Source organism: Microbacterium capsulatum (assembly GCF_030865425.1).
In the GTDB taxonomy this organism is placed as follows: domain Bacteria; phylum Actinomycetota; class Actinomycetes; order Actinomycetales; family Microbacteriaceae; genus Microbacterium; species Microbacterium capsulatum.
Genome location: NZ_JAVFCB010000011.1, coordinates 47,538 through 62,297, shown reverse-complemented (window position 1 = coordinate 62,297; position 14,760 = coordinate 47,538). Strand labels below are relative to the sequence as shown.

Genomic DNA, 14,760 nt, shown 5'->3' with positions numbered 1-14,760 from the left:
TTTCGCCGGGCTCGGGCTCGTGCGGGGCGCGCGGTCGGGGTGCCGTCGGGGCGCGACGTGCCTCAGCCGATCGGAACGATCAGGTCGGCGTGCTCTCTGCGGGAGCGGATCCGTTCCGCGTTCGGCTCGTCGACCGCGGCGACCCACGCCTCGGCCTTCGCGCGGGTCTTCCCGAACGCGACGTGCCGCTCGACGAGGCGGCCGATCCGGATCCCCTGCGGGACATCGGCGTACCAGACCTCCGCGGCGACCTCGCGGACGAGCGACCACGGTGCGGCCGCGTCGAGCAGATAGTTGCCCTCGGTCAGCACGAGCGCCGGCCCGGGCGCGATGACCCGGTCGGCCGCGATCGGCTGCTCGAGCGTGCGCTCGAACCCCGGCACGTACACGGGGTGGTCGACCTCGACGAGCACGCGCCGGAGGGTCGCGAGGTACCCCCAGCCGTCGAACGTCTCGATCGCGCCCTTGCGGTCCCGCAGCCCGAGGGCGTCGAGGCTGCCGTCGCCGAGGTGGAAGCCGTCCATGGGCAGCCACGCGACGGGCACGCCCCGCCCCTCGAGCGCCGCGATCAGGGCCGTGGTCAGAGTGGTCTTGCCGGCACCGGGCTCCCCGACGATCCCGAGCACGACGCGATCCGCCCGCTGCGCGAGCGCGACCGCGCGGTCGACGACGGCCTCATCCAGTTCCTGCACGCTCGCACTCTAACTGCTGGCGGTCCTGCCCGCGGGAGGGCGGTGTCACCGGGTGCTGCCGGGGCGGGCTGGGGCGGGCTGGGCTGGGGCGGGCCGGGGCGGGCCGGGGCGGGCTGGGGCGGTTGGGCGTGGGGATGGATCGCGCTGCTCTGGTGGGGCTTGGGGAGGTGGTTTCCATCTCTGGCGGCGAGGCGGGCCGGGCGGGGCGGGAGCGGCGCGGTGCGGCGTGGGGGTGGATTGCGATGCTCCGGTGGGGCTCGGGGAGGCGGATTCCATCTCTGGCGGCGCGGTGCGGGGTGGGGATGGATCGCGATGCTCCGGCGTGGCTCGGGGAGGCGGTTTCCATCTCTGGCGGCGGGCGGCCGATCGGCCGAGGCGCGTCGAGGCGGCCCGGGGCGACGGTTCCGTCCACGCCGCTGCCGCCTCGAACGGCTCAGTGTGCGAGCAGCTCCAGCGTCTGCGTCCGGCCCGGCGTGACGGTCGGGTCCTCGGCGGCGAAGGATCCGGCGACCGGGGAGATCATGATCTCGTCGACGCCGTGCCGTTCCGCGAAGGCGGCGAGCGACGCGCGCACGGCCGCTGCGTCGCCGACGAACCAGTTCGCCTTCGCGGCGGCGTGGATCTGCTCCTCCTGCGGATCCGGCGCGGCGGCGAGGGCGTCCCGCGCCTGCTCGACCGTCTCGAGGGGAACGAGGGGACGGTTCAGCCGCAGCCGCGCCGTCATCCGCAGCTGCGGGAGTGCGCGGTCGTCGGCCTCCTCGGCGGTGGGCGCGGCGACGACGTTCGCGGTGAGGAACGTGCGCGGCTCGGGGTGCGCCTCGCTCGGCCGGTAGCCCGAGCGGTACAGCGACAGAGCGCGGTCCAGCCCCTGCCCGGAGAAGTGGTTCGCGAACACGTACGGCAGCCCGAGGGAGGCCGCGAGCTGTGCGGAGTAGTCGCTGGATCCGAGTAGCCACACCGCGGGTGCGCCGGCGGCGGCCGGCGTCGCGTGCACCGTGTACGAACCGCCGGAGGTGAACTGCACCGTCGCGCCGGAGGACTGCAGCATGAGCGCGATGTCCTGCACGTGATCGGGGAAGCGCTCGACCTCGCCGGCGGTGCCCGATGCCCGCAGCAGCTGCGTGATCACCGGATCGCTGCCCGGCGCGCGGCCGATCCCGAGGTCGATCCGACCCGGGGCGATCGCCTCGAGCGCGGCGAACTGCTCCGCGACGATGAGGGGCGCGTGGTTCGGGAGCATGACCCCGCCGGATCCGACCCGGATCCGCTGCGTGCGTGCAGCCGCGGCCGCGATCAGCACGGGCGGCGCGGTCGACGCGACGGCGGGCATGTTGTGGTGCTCGGCGAACCAGTACCGCCGGTAGCCGAGGTCGTCGGCGCGCTGCACGAGGCCGAGCGAGGCGCCCACCGCCTGAGCGCTGGTCTGCCCGGTGCGCACCGGGACGAGGTCGAGGACGGAGAGCGCGAGAGAGGACATCGTCAAAGGCAACCGCCGCCGGGCGCGCGGCATTCCGGAACCCGCCGCCCCGCCGCCCCTTGACCCCTGCGCCGCACCGGCGTAGGCCGGAGGCATGCGCAGCTTCCTGGATCGGGCCGACGCCGGGCGGCAGCTCGCGGAGCGGCTCGTGGAGGATCCGCCGGAGGATCCGGTGGTCCTCGGCCTGCCCCGCGGCGGCGTCCCGGTCGCGGCCGAGGTGGCGCGGGCGCTCGGCGCGCCGCTCGACGTGCTCGTCGTGCGCAAGGTCGGCGTGCCCTGGCAGGAGGAGGTCGCGATGGCCGCGGTCGGCGAGGAGGGCGCCTCCGTGCGCAACCCCGACGTGGTGCGCGCCGCACGGGTCGACGCCCAGACGCTGCGGGCCGCGGAGCGGAAGCAGCGGATCGAGGTCGAACGACGGGCGCAGCTGTTCCGCGGCGAGCGTCCGCCCGTGCCCCTGGCCGGACGGACCGCGCTCATCGTCGACGACGGGATCGCGACCGGCGCGACCATGCGCACCGCCTGCCGGATCGCACGCGCCCGAGGCGCCGCGTGGATCCTGGTCGCGGTGCCCGTCGCCCCGCCCGAGGCCCTCGAGGAGCTCGTCGGCGGGGCGCACCCGGACGCCGACGACATCCTCTGCCTGAGCGCCCCGGCCGGATTCATGGCCGTGGGCATGCACTACGTCGACTTCCGGCAGACCTCCGACGAGGAGGTGATCCGGCTGCTCGTCCCCGGTCGCTGACCGAGGCAGCGCGGCCGTTCCATCCGGTCGTTGAGCGAGGACGCGCGCAGCGCGACCGAGACGAAACGCGGCGATCGCCCGTGCTCGTCGAGTCACCCCGTTTCGTCTCGCTCCTCGCTCCGCTCGGTGCTCGCTCAACGACCGGTAGGAACGGTCTCGATCGGCGGTCGGCGCCGCGCCCTCGCTACCCTGGCCGCATGGATCCCGAGATCTTCTACGTGCTGGTCGGGTCGGTCGTCGTCGCCGCGTTCGCCCGTCGGAAGGGGTGGCCCGCTCCACTGCTCGTGACGGTCGTGGCCCTCGCCGTGTCGTTCATCCCGGCCGTGCCGAACCTGCGCATCGACGGGCACGTGCTGCTGAACCTCGTGCTGCCGCCGCTGCTGTACTCGGCCTCGCTGGACGTGTCGTTCGTCAGCTTCCGCCGCAGCATGCCGCAGATCCGCCGTCTCGGAATCGGCCTCGTCGTCGTCACGACCGCCGTCGTCGGGCTCGTGGCGTGGTGGATCATGCACTCGCTCCCCCTGCCCGGAGCGCTGCTGCTCGGCGCGATCGTCGCGCCGCCCGACGCCGTCTCGGCCGCCGCGATCGGGCGCAGGCTCGGCCTGCCGCGCCGCGTGATGACCGTGCTCTCGGGCGAGAGCCTGATCAACGACGCCACCTCGCTCACGCTCTACCGCGTGTTCGCCGCGATCCTGGCGGGAGCCACAGTCGGCCTCGGCGGCGGGATCTGGCAGTTCGTGCTCGCCGTGGTCGTCGGGGTCGGGATCGGCGTGTTCGCCGGCTTCGGCATGCATCGGCTGCGCATGCGGATCTCGGATCCGGTCGTCATCGGCACGTTCGGGCTGCTCGCCCCGTTCGGGGTGTACGCGATCGCGGAGCATCTGCAGGGATCCGGCGTTCTCGCGGTCGTCGCGATGGGTCTCGTCGTCGGCCACAACGCCCCGCGCACGAGCTACGCGACGCGCATGCAGGAGACGCCGCTCTGGCTTTCGGCCGACTTCCTGCTGGAGTCGTTCGTGTTCGCGTACATCGGCCTGCAGCTGCCGCCGGTCATCGCCGAACTCGGCGCCACGCAGGTCAGCGGCGTGCTGTGGCTGGCGGCCGCCGTCCTCGTCGCGGTGATGGTCGTGCGGCCGCTGTTCGTCTATCCGGCGTCGGCGTGGGGGCGCTTCCTGTCCGGGCTGAGGCTGCGCGGCTTCGAGCGATCGGTCGCGTCCGGCCGGTTCGAGCGGCGCGTCGAAGCCGTGGCGGAGAAGCAGCGGCGGGCGGGGCGGCAGGGGCGCAGGCCGACGGAGGAGCAGCTGCGCGAGCGCCTCCGGGAGTCGCAGCTGAGCTGGCGCGACAACGCCGTGATCTCCTGGGCGGGCATGCGGGGCGTGGTGACTCTGGCGACAGCGCTCGCTGCGGCGGATCTGGCCGGGCTGCACGAGGCGGCCGCGCACGCCATCGTCGTGGTCGCGTTCCTCGTCACGGTCGGGACTCTCCTGTTGCAGGGGCTCACCCTGCCGATCCTGATCCGCCGCCTCGGCGTCGCCGACGACGAGGGGGAGGAGGCCGAGGACCGCCGCCAGCTCGCCCACGTGCGCACACGGACCGGTGAGGCCGGTCGCGCGTTCCTCGACGAGAAGCGCGCGGCGTGGGTGCGCACGCGCGGGGAGGAGGCGGTCGCCGGCTTCGACCGGTTCGCGCAGCGGTTCACCCGGGTCGAACGGGATACCGCGCAGGCGCGGGACGAGGACAGGGCGCCCCGCCCGAGCCGTGGCGAGCTCGTGGGTCTGACGAAGGGCTGGCTGCAGGTGCGCCGCGACGTGCTCATCCGCGAGCGCGACGCCGGCGAGCTGAACGAGGAGGTCATGCGCGACCTCATCACCGCCATGGACGCCGAGGAGCTCGCCCTCGACACCCGCCTCGCGACGGGCCCCGCGGAACGCTGAGCCCGGATCCGGTCCTCCCCGGATACCCGGCCCGGAACGAGTCCTCCCCGATACGGAGCCCGGATCCGGTCCTGCCCGGTCCCCGAGTCCGGATCCGGGACCCGCCCGCCCCGGATCGTCCCGGCGCCGGAGATGGATTTCGCCGCCGAGAGTGCCTCGCGGGCGCCCTTTTCCATCTCTGCCACGGCGTCCCCCGCGCGAGGAGATGGAAATCGCCGCTCTAGGCGCGCTCGGAGCGGCGAAATCCATCCTCCCCGCGATCCCGCGCGGCAACCTGCCGTCCAGCGGTCGCCGGTCCCTGCGCCTGTCGACGGGTCCACCCCACCGGCACCGACCACCGGGCCCGCGCGGCTCGGCGTTGGAGATGGATTTCGCCGCGGATATCGCCGTGGCGGCGGCCTTTTCCATCTCTCCGCTCGGGTTCCTCGCGCGCAAAGATGGAAAACGCCGCTCCAAACAGCGAGGGACAGGCGAATTCCATCTCCGACGCGACCTCGCGCGCAGCCGCAGCCCGCGCGAACGCAGTGAGGCCCTCGGATCCAGAACGGATCCGAGGGCCTCACCGCTCAGCGCATCAGCGCACCGAAGCGGACTCCTCCGCGTCGGCGGATCCGACCGCGGCCTCGTCGGCGGGGGACTCGACCGACTCGGGCGCCTCGTCCTCGGCGTCATCCGCGAACGGCAGGCCGTTGCGAGGGGCGTTGTAGAGGTCGAGGTCGAGGATCCCCTCGCGCTTCGCGACGAGCGTCGGCACGAGGGCCTGGCCCGCGACGTTGACCGCGGTGCGGCCCATGTCGAGGATCGGGTCGATCGCGAGCAGCAGGCCGACGCCCTCGAGCGGCAGGCCCAGGGTCGATAGGGTCAGCGTCAGCATGACGATCGCGCCGGTGGTGCCGGCGGTCGCGGCGGATCCGACCACCGAGACGATCACGATCAGCAGGTACTGCACGATGCTCAGGTCGATGTGGAAGAACTGTGCGACGAAGATCGCGGCCAGAGCCGGGTAGATCGCGGCGCAGCCGTCCATCTTGGTGGTGGCGCCGAGCGGCACGGCGAACGAGGCGTAGCTGCGGGGCACACCGAGGTTGCGCTCGGTGACGCGCTCGGTGAGCGGCAGGGTGCCGATCGAGGAGCGGCTGACGAAGCCCAGCTGCACGGCGGGCCAGACGCCCGTGAAGTACTGCTTGATCGACAGGCCGTGCGTCTTCACGAGGATCGGGTAGACCACGAACAGCACGAGCGCGAGGCCGAGGTAGATCGCGCCGGTGAACCAGGCGAGCGCGGTGAGCTTGTCCCAGCCGTACTGGATCACGGCGGATCCGATGAGGCCGAAGGTGCCGATCGGGGCGATCCGGATGATCCACCACAGCACGCGCTGGATGACCTTCAGCAGCGACTCGGTGAAGACGAGGAAGGGCTCGGCCTTGCGGCCGGCCTTGAGCGCGGCGATCCCGACGACCGCGGCGACGACGATGACCTGCAGCACGTTGAAGCCGACCGCCGAGGTCAGGGTCCCCGTCTTCGGGTCGGCGGCCGTGGTCACGCCGAGACCGAGGAAGTTCTGCGGGATCAGGCCGAGCAGGAAGTTCCACCAGGTGCCGACCGTGGGCGGGGCGCCCTTGGCGAGGCCGGTTCCGGCGTGCGCGCCGGGCTGGATCGTGATGCCGAGCACGATGCCGATCGACACGGCGATGAACGCGGTGATCGCGAACCAGAGGATCGTCTGGCCGGCGAGGCGGGCGGCGTTCTGCACGCGGCGCAGGTTCGAGATGCTCGCGACGATCGCGGTGAAGATGAGCGGCACGACGGCGGCGCGCAGCAGCGTGACGTACGAGTTGCCGATGGTCTTGAGCGTGTCGGAGAGCACCGTCGGGTTGTCGTGCGTCGCGCCGAGCTGGCGGCCGATGAGGCCCGCGGCGATGCCGAGCACGAGCGCGGCGATGATCTGGAAGCCGAACGAGGTCAGCAGCTTGCGAACGGGACCGCGCGTATCCGGCGCCTTGGGGCGCCGGGCGGCCGGGGTGGTGGTGCTCATGGAGTCTCCTGACGGAGGCACGCGGTGGACGTGCCGGATGCGGATCAGCGTGGGGCGCTGAAGAAGGTCGACGCGCGGGGCGCCGGATGGTTTCAACGCTATGGGCGAGCTGATATTCCGCTGTGAAACGTGACGAACGATGACGGGCGGGCGGGTCCGGCCGCCCCCCCGGGGGTCGTTGAGCGAGCGCAGCGAGACGAAACGCGGCCGAGCCGGGTCCTGCCGAGAGACGTCCGGTCCCTGGGCCTGTCGAAGGCGCGCGGTCGCTGAGCCTCAGCGTCCGCGACGGCGTCCGTCGGACGCGGCCACCGGGAACATCTCGACGGTGACGCCCTCGAGGAAGTAGCCCGCCGGAGTCCGCAGCGCGTCGGCGATCCGCACGAGCGTCTGCAGGTTCGGCAGCGAGCGTCCCGTCTCGTAGGCGCGGATGTTCGACGAATCGATGTCGCTGCGCACGGCGAGCTGGTCCTGCGTCATCGTCGACGACTCCCGCGCCGTCCGGATCCGAGCCCCGATATGGGCTGCGGCAGCGGACGGGACTCGAGGCACTCATCAAGCGTCGGGATTGTCGGTGACTTGTGCCAGGGTTAACGCACCCGGGTACTAGTACCGATCCGGGTTTGGGGAACCGGGAGGCGGGTGCTGTGGCTGATGAGCGGCTAGTCAAATCACGAAAGCGGGTGGCTGATCATGGGGAGGTCTTCACGCCGTGCTGGCTGGTCGACGACATGCTCGACCTGGTCAAGAGTGAGACCGAGCGGATTGACTCCCGCTTCTTGGAGCCGGCGTGCGGATCCGGGAACTTCCTTGTTCCGATCCTGGAACGCAAGCTCACGGCGGTGAAGGCGCGGCACGGGCGCAGCGACTTCGAGACGCGGCACTATGCGCTCTTCGCTCTCATGTGCGTGTACGGCATCGAGCTGCTCGCGGACAATGCCGCCGAATGTCGCGACAATCTGGCGGGTACTTTCACCCGGTCTCTTGGCGTCAGGGCCGGCGAGGAATTGGACCGAGCCGCACGGGCGGTACTCGCCGTCAACATCGTCCGCGGTGATGCGCTCGCAATGACGACATCGACCGGTGACCCCATCGTCTTTCCCGAATGGGGCTACCTCGGCAAGGGGCGGTACCAGCGCCGTGACTTCCGCTTCGACAACCTCACTCAGCGTGCGTCCGCATCGGAGGGCCTGTTCGCGCACTTCGAGGAGCACGAGATTTTCACACCCGTGCGGACCTTCCCGGTCATGACCGTCAAGGAGCTGGCGGCATGAGCGGCACGATGATCGCAGGCAAGGCGTCGTTTGCGTTGCGCGTCGGACACAACCCCGACGTGCTGACCTGCATCGCGAACCTCTCGAATGACGAAGTGTTCACGCCTCCCGAACTTGCGAATCAGATGCTCGACGCCCTCGAGCGCGCGTGGGCAGACCGTAACGGCGGAGCCACAGTCTGGGCGGATCCAAGCGTGACGTTCCTTGACCCATTCACGAAATCCGGGGTCTTTCTGAGAGAGATCACGAAGCGGCTGGTCGACGGCCTTGCGGATCAGATTCCCGATCTGGAGGAGCGCGTCGACCACATCCTGACGCGGCAAGTCTTCGGCATCGGAATCACACAACTTACCGCGTTGCTCGCAAGGCGCAGCGTCTACTGCTCGAAGGACGCGACGGGCGAGCACTCGATCGCCACGAGCTTCGACCGCGACTGGGGCAACATCTGGTTCGAGCGAACCGAACATACCTGGGCCGGCGGCAGACGCTCGTTCGCTGTCGATTCGCTTACGGGCGAGGAAGTCGTGGTCTTCAGCAACCGACGCTGCCGCTTTTGCGGGGCTGCCGAGACCGATTACGGGCGCGATGAATCTCTCGAGTCCCACGCATATGCCTTCATCCACACCGACAACATCAAGGCTCGAATTGCCGAGCTGTTCGGAGCTGACATGCAGTTCGACGTCATAATCGGGAACCCTCCATACCAGTTGGACGACGGTGGAAATGGGGCAAGTGCTGCACCGATCTATGATCGCTTCGTGGATCAGGCGAAGACGCTGGATCCGAGATTGTTGACCATGGTCATCCCCGCGCGTTGGTATGCAGGTGGAAAAGGTCTAAATGATTTCCGAGAGTCGATGCTGCATTCCGGAGGAATCAGAGCGCTTCATGATTTCCCCGACACGAATGACGTTTTCCCCGGTGTTAACAACCGTGGTGGGATCTGCTACTTCCTGTGGGAGAACGGATTCCGAGGCGACGCGACGGTCGTGACCCACGAGAAGGGCGTCGCCACCTCGATCGCGTCTCGCCCGCTAATCGAGCCGGGGCACGACGCCTTCCTCCGGTTCAACGAAGGCGTGAGAATCCTTCGTAAGGTGATTGCCGTTGAGGGATCCGATGTCACGGGTCACCTGACACTTCCCACCGACCGCAGATTCTCGAATCTTGTCAGTTCTCGGAATCCATTTGGTCTTCCGACGAGTTTCAAGGGAGAAGGCCGTCCGAGAGGAGGCGGCGTCACTGTCTACCGCAACGGCGGCGTTTGCTTCGCGTCGCCGAACGAAGTGCCTCTGGGAGGCGAGCTCATCGACTCTTGGAAGCTTTTCGTCTCTCGTGCCAGTCCGGGCTCGGACGACTACCCGCATTTGGTGCTGTCGAAGCCGATCGTTGCTGGCCCTGGCTCCGCTGCAACGGATACCTATGTTGCCGTCGGTCCGTTCGCGGACGAGAACGCTGCAAGGGCTGCCGCTGAGTACATGAGTACGACCTTCTTTCGGTTCATGGTGTCGCTCTTGCGGGTCTCGATCAATGTGACGCGTGGGGTCTATCAATTTGTCCCGTTGCAGGATTTCTCGCAGATCCTGACAGATGAGGACCTTGCGACAAAGTACGGGCTGACTGCGGAAGATCAGGCGTTCGTGGCGCGGTTTGTCAAACCAGTCGCCTGGGCTGGAGCGTTTAAGTGAGTATCGCGGAGGTTGAGCTATTTCACCCGAAACTCGAGGCGCGCCCGCGGATCTATGCGTACGCCATCCACGATCCCGAGCACGAGGGCCAACTGAAGATTGGCCAGACGACGCAGAACGTAAAGACTCGAGTCGCGCAGCAACTCAAGACCGCGGCGATCGAGAACTACACGGTCGTGCTCGATGAGCCTGCAGATCGCGTTGACGGGACCGTCATCACCGACTTCGAGGTGCGCGCGAGGCTGAAGAAGAAGGGCTTTACGAACCCCAAACTCGAGTGGATGCGCTGCGGCGTGGACGATATCTTGACCGCGCTCGAGGAGATCCGCAGCGGCAAGGCAATCTCCGGGACGCATCACGCGACATTCCCCATGCGGGCTGAGCAGCAGGATGCGGTCGAGCAGACCTTCGCGTATTTCCGGTCGATCTGGGACGACGACCCTGACAAAGCGCCAGAGTTCCTCTGGAACGCGAAGATGCGTTTCGGGAAGACATTCACGACCTACCAGCTCGCGAAGAGGATGGGCGCGAGGCGCGTGCTCGTCGTGACCTTCAAGCCTGCGGTCGAGGACGCTTGGGACACCGACTTGCGCACGCACGTCGACTTCGAAGGATGGCAGTACCTCTCGCGGAAGACGGGCGGTGACCCTTCCTCGGTGGACCCAGACATGCCGCTGGTGTTCTTCGGCTCGTTTCAAGACCTTCTTGGCCGCGACAAGGCGGGCGGGTTCAAAGCGAAGCACCTTTGGCTCACCGAGCTCGCTTGGGATCTCGTGGTGTTCGACGAGTACCACTTCGGAGCCTGGCGGGACGCAGCGAGGGAGCTCTTCGACGGCGAAGACGACAGCACGCGCAAGAAGGAACTTGCGATCGAGTTCAGTGACGCGCAGGAAACCTTCACGACGGAACTCGAAGAGAACGACGCCGACGAAGACGCATTCGTTCCGATCCGCGCGAATGCCTACCTCTATCTGTCAGGAACCCCATTCAAGGCGCTCGCCGGCGGGTCCTTCATCGAGGAGCAGATCTTCAACTGGACATACACCGACGAGCAGCAGGCGAAGGTGGCGTTCGCGGCTGAGCATCCGGGAGAACCCAATCCTTACGCCGCCCTCCCCGAGATGCGGCTCCTGACGTATCAAGTGCCTGACGAGCTGATCGCGATCGCCAGCCAGGGGGAGTTCGACGAGTTCGATCTGAATGCCTTCTTCGAGGCGACCGGCTCGGGGGTGGACGCCGAGTTCGTGCACAAGCAAGACGTGCAGAAATGGCTGGACATCATCCGCGGCTCTTATCTGCCGACCCAAGTCGACGCGCTCAAAGCTGGGACAAGGCCGCCGTTCCCATACTCAGACGTGCGTCTACTTCCCTACCTGCAGCACTCGCTGTGGATGCTACCGCGCACATCTTCGTGTGCCGCGATGGCGAATCTTCTCGCGGAACCGCAGAACGTCTTCTGGCACGACTACACGGTGGTGAACGTCTCGGCCTCCGGGGTGGGAGTGGGTCTTGATGCTCTGCCGCCCGTCCGAGATGCGATCGGATCCGGATTCGACACCAAAACGATCACGTTGACGGTCGGCAAGCTGACGACCGGCGTCACAGTGCCGCAGTGGTCATCGATCCTCATGTTGCGCAACCTCGAATCACCGGAGTCGTACTTCCAAGCGGCGTTCCGCGTCCAGTCACCATGGACGATCCGAAATCCCGAAGGGGACGACCCGAACGAGGAGCAGATCCTCAAGCCGATCTGCTTCGTCTTCGACTTCGCGCCGACCCGAGCGCTTCGCCAAATCGGCGACTACGGCCGGGGGCTCAACCCAGAGGCGCGCAACCCCGAAAAGGCGGTGGAGGAGCTCATCGGCTTCCTGCCGGTCCTCGCCTATGACGGGTCGAACATGACCCAGGTCGACGCCGGCGGGATTCTCGACATCGCGATGTCGGGGACATCTGCAACCCTCCTCGCACGCAAGTGGGAGTCGGCGGTCCTCGTGAACGTCGACAACGGCACCTTGAAGAAGATCATGGGATCGGAGGCCGCCATGGCAGCCGTGATGAAGATCGAGGGCTTCCGCGCACTCGGTGACAAAGTCTTCGAGACCGTCGTCAACAAGAGCGAGGCCGTGTCGAAGACCAAGGCCGAAAAGGGCGACGATGTCACTCCTTCGGAGAAGAAGGAGCTCACGGCGGAGGAGAACGAGTACAAGAGCAAGCGGAAGCAGATCCAGGAGAAGTTGATCAAGTTCGCCACTCGGATCCCCGCGTTCATGTACCTCACCGACTTCCGCGAGAACACGCTTTACGACGTCATCACCAAGATCGAGCCTGAGCTGTTCCAGTCAGTGACAGGCTTGACCGTAGCCGATTTCGACCTGCTTGTCGGGTTGGGCGTGTTCAATGCCAGTCATATGAACCAGGCCGTGTTCGCATTCCGCCGGTACGAGGACGCCTCCCTGTCTTACACCGGTATCGAATCTCATGACGGCCTGCGGCACTACGGGCTGTACGACACCGTGGTGGCCGTCGACGGATAGCCGGCCGCACAGCCCGGACAGCCCCACCGCGAATGTCCGCCCAGTCTGCCAGACTCGCTCTCGTGGACGTCAAGGAATACTCGCTCGGCCGCGTGCTCGAGGGTCGGAACCGCTACCTGATCCCGCTGTACCAGCGCCGGTACTCGTGGGAGAACGTGCACTACGAACAGCTATGGGACGACGTCGTCGACACTGCCCGTCGGCGCCGCACAGCGCCGAACCACGGGCACTTCACCGGGTCACTCGTCCTTGCCGCAGGACTGCCGGATCCGGGCGGGATGACGACGTTCACCGTTGTCGACGGCCAGCAACGGCTCACGACGCTTAGTGTTCTGTTGCTCGCGCTCCGCGATCATTGGGATTCGATCGACGATCCGCAGCGCCGCGCAGAGGTCCACGAGACCTATCTGACCAACCGATTCCAGAGCGGCGACGCGCAGTGGAAGCTTCTGCCGACGCAGGCCGATCGCCAGCTCTATCTCGGAATGCTGGGCGGAGTGCACCGCGACGATCCGGATTCGCGCCTCGACGACGCGTACCGCTTCTTCGCCAGGGCGCTGGGCAGGCTCGATGGCGGGGATCCGGACGCCAGCGAGATCCAGCAGGCTGTGCTCAACGGACTCCATTTCGTCACGATCACGACGCAGGACGACGACAACGTCTACCGGATCTTCGAGTCGCTCAACAACACCGGTCTGCCGCTCACGCAGGCCGACCTCATCCGCAACCTCGTCTTCATGCGACTCGGCGACAGAGGGGAGGCGGTCTACGACTCCATCTGGCAGCCCCTGCAGGATGGTCTTTCCCCTGATGACCTGGTCAATCTGTTCTGGTACGACCTGCTCTGGCAGGATCCGACCACGCGCCGCGCCGATACCTTCGACGCGCAGAAGGCGCGCATCGTCGGAATGGATGCGACGCGGGTCGAGGAATTCCTCCGTCGCATCGAGCGCGCCGCGCGCTCCCTGCGGGTCGTCCGCAATCCGAGCGCGGAACCCGATCCCGTGGTGCGTCGGCTGCTGCGGCGCTCGGCGCGATGGGGCGCTGCGGGAGCGGAGGCGCTCATCGTGCGGATCCTCGATGAGGGGCAGCGCAAGACGTTCACGCCGAGCCAGGTGGCCGACGCCCTCGACGCGCTGGAGGGGTACCTCGTGCGCCGGTTCCTCGTCGGCGCCACCGCATCGGGCCTGGGCGACATCCTCAACGATGCTGCGCACCGCATCGTGGATGAGCCGGATCCGGCCGTGTTCCTGCTGCGGTTCCTGTCGACCGGCCGCCGGCGCTTCGCGTCCGATGAGCAGGTGCGCACGGCGATCGCGACGCGCAACTTCTACTGGGTCGGGCGCGCAGCGCAGAGGCGGACGATTCTGGAGTGGATCCTTGAGCTCCACGGGCGCAAGGAATCGGCGATCTTCGACGGCACGACGATCGAGCACGTGCTGCCGCAGACTCTCACCGACGTGTGGCGCGAGGAGTTCGGGGCGTCGCTCGAACCTGGCGAGGACCTCGACCTCGTCTATGAGGGTCTGGTGCACACGCTGGGCAACCTGACTCTCACTGGCTACAACTCTGAGCTGAGCAATCGGCCGTTCGCGGAGAAGCGCCTGGAATTGTCGAACAGCTCGATCCCAGATAACCAGGAGATCGCGCGCAAGGCGACCTGGGGTGCTGCGCAGATTCGGGAACGCGCCGACCACCTCGCGAATCGGGTGATCGACCGTTGGCGCGGACCCGTCGTCATCGACGACGATCCCACCGATGTCGAGCGCCGCTGGGCGCTGCTCGCCGAGCTGACGGCGGCGATCCCACCGGGCTATTGGACGACCTACTACGAGGCGGCGACGGTCATCGGCAGCCACGCGGTCGCCGTGGGCCAGCGTCTCGCGAAGGCTGCGCCTGAAGGGGCCTGGCGCGTGCTGCGGTGGACGGGGGAGGCGAGCTCCGGGTTCGTGTGGCCATCGGGCAGCTCGCACGCCGGCGCCCCCGTGATCGAGGTGCTGCAGCTCGAGGGGCTGTCCTTCGACAAGGAAGGGCGCGCGGATCCTTCACGACGGCTCGCTCCGGATCGGTTGCGCGCGCTCATCGGGCTCCCGGTCGAGGAAGACAGCGGCGATGAGCGGGGAGAATCGCAAGCCGATGGTGGGCCGGAGCCCGGGCCAGACGGAGCGGCTGAAGGGCGGGGTGTCGCGGAGGATCAGCCCGGATCGGGATCCCGCTGGTCGCTTGAGCCCGGCGTCGTGGATCGGGTTCGGGAGGGGCTCGCAGCAGAACGTGTCGTGTCGGCGCGCATCGATGGCGACGAGGAGCAGGCTGCTATCGCCCCGTGACCCTCCTCTTCCTCCGCGGATTACGGATACTCGTTTGAATGTCGATGGCGCGCTGACACC

Annotated in this window: 10 protein-coding genes; 6 read left to right on the top strand and 4 right to left on the bottom strand. The window is 67.9% G+C overall.

Features of this window, described 5'->3' with window-relative positions:
* Nucleotides 1-62 precede the first annotated feature (62 nt).
* Together RBR11_RS16390 and RBR11_RS16385 are read right to left on the bottom strand one after the other, a co-directional pair.
* The gene (locus RBR11_RS16390) at nt 63-692 is read right to left on the bottom strand and encodes a nucleoside/nucleotide kinase family protein (RefSeq protein WP_308490453.1); all 630 of its coding nucleotides are present in this window, start codon (nt 690-692) and stop codon (nt 63-65) included.
* A 433-nt stretch (nt 693-1,125) separates the two neighbouring features.
* Nucleotides 1,126-2,169, bottom strand: a complete 1,044-nt coding sequence (locus RBR11_RS16385) for an LLM class flavin-dependent oxidoreductase (RefSeq protein ID WP_308490452.1) — start codon at nt 2,167-2,169, stop codon at nt 1,126-1,128.
* A gap of 94 nt (nt 2,170-2,263) precedes the next feature.
* On the opposite strand from RBR11_RS16385, the gene RBR11_RS16380 reads away from it, so the two are divergent.
* Nucleotides 2,264-2,911 carry a phosphoribosyltransferase gene (locus tag RBR11_RS16380; RefSeq protein WP_308490451.1) on the top strand — a complete coding sequence of 216 codons (648 nt, stop codon included), beginning with the start codon at nt 2,264-2,266 and terminating at the stop codon, nt 2,909-2,911.
* Nucleotides 2,912-3,108: 197 nt separating this feature from the next.
* Entirely contained in the window at nt 3,109-4,845 is a 1,737-nt protein-coding gene (locus RBR11_RS16375) for a cation:proton antiporter (RefSeq protein WP_308490450.1), read from the top strand.
* Between the two features lie 574 nt (nt 4,846-5,419).
* Here the strand turns inward: RBR11_RS16375 and RBR11_RS16370 are convergent.
* The gene (locus RBR11_RS16370) at nt 5,420-6,880 is read right to left on the bottom strand and encodes a dicarboxylate/amino acid:cation symporter (protein WP_308490449.1); all 1,461 of its coding nucleotides are present in this window, start codon (nt 6,878-6,880) and stop codon (nt 5,420-5,422) included.
* Between the two features lie 273 nt (nt 6,881-7,153).
* Nucleotides 7,154-7,429, bottom strand: coding sequence for a helix-turn-helix domain-containing protein (locus tag RBR11_RS16365; RefSeq protein WP_308490448.1), 276 nt, complete (start codon nt 7,427-7,429; stop codon nt 7,154-7,156).
* A gap of 95 nt (nt 7,430-7,524) precedes the next feature.
* Here RBR11_RS16365 and RBR11_RS16360 point away from each other — a divergent pair, with 95 nt between their 5' ends.
* The 4 genes from RBR11_RS16360 to RBR11_RS16345 are packed head-to-tail and all read left to right on the top strand — an operon-like array spanning nt 7,525 to nt 14,700.
* Complete coding sequence (locus tag RBR11_RS16360) at nt 7,525-8,151, top strand: DNA methyltransferase family protein (protein WP_308490447.1); 627 nt, start codon at nt 7,525-7,527, stop codon at nt 8,149-8,151.
* Nucleotides 8,148-9,839, top strand: a complete 1,692-nt coding sequence (locus RBR11_RS16355; protein WP_308490446.1) for an Eco57I restriction-modification methylase domain-containing protein — start codon at nt 8,148-8,150, stop codon at nt 9,837-9,839. Before RBR11_RS16360 ends, RBR11_RS16355 begins: the two co-directional genes overlap by 4 nt.
* Nucleotides 9,836-12,373 carry a GIY-YIG nuclease family protein gene (locus RBR11_RS16350; protein WP_308490445.1) on the top strand — a complete coding sequence of 846 codons (2,538 nt, stop codon included), beginning with the start codon at nt 9,836-9,838 and terminating at the stop codon, nt 12,371-12,373. The genes RBR11_RS16355 and RBR11_RS16350 overlap by 4 nt, the downstream gene beginning before the upstream one ends.
* 32 nt (nt 12,374-12,405) lie before the next feature.
* Complete coding sequence (locus tag RBR11_RS16345; RefSeq protein ID WP_308490444.1) at nt 12,406-14,700, top strand: GmrSD restriction endonuclease domain-containing protein; 2,295 nt, start codon at nt 12,406-12,408, stop codon at nt 14,698-14,700.
* Nucleotides 14,701-14,760: the final 60 nt, after the last annotated feature.

Coding starts and splice junctions, on each gene's coding strand:
- RBR11_RS16380 (WP_308490451.1), top strand. CDS start 2,264: ATGCGCAGCTTCCTGGATCGGGCCGACGCCGGGCGGCAGCTCGCGGAG.
- RBR11_RS16375 (WP_308490450.1), top strand. CDS start 3,109: ATGGATCCCGAGATCTTCTACGTGCTGGTCGGGTCGGTCGTCGTCGCC.
- RBR11_RS16345 (WP_308490444.1), top strand. CDS start 12,406: ATGTCCGCCCAGTCTGCCAGACTCGCTCTCGTGGACGTCAAGGAATAC.
- RBR11_RS16355 (WP_308490446.1), top strand. CDS start 8,148: ATGAGCGGCACGATGATCGCAGGCAAGGCGTCGTTTGCGTTGCGCGTC.
- RBR11_RS16370 (WP_308490449.1), bottom strand. CDS start 6,880: ATGAGCACCACCACCCCGGCCGCCCGGCGCCCCAAGGCGCCGGATACG.
- RBR11_RS16385 (WP_308490452.1), bottom strand. CDS start 2,169: ATGTCCTCTCTCGCGCTCTCCGTCCTCGACCTCGTCCCGGTGCGCACC.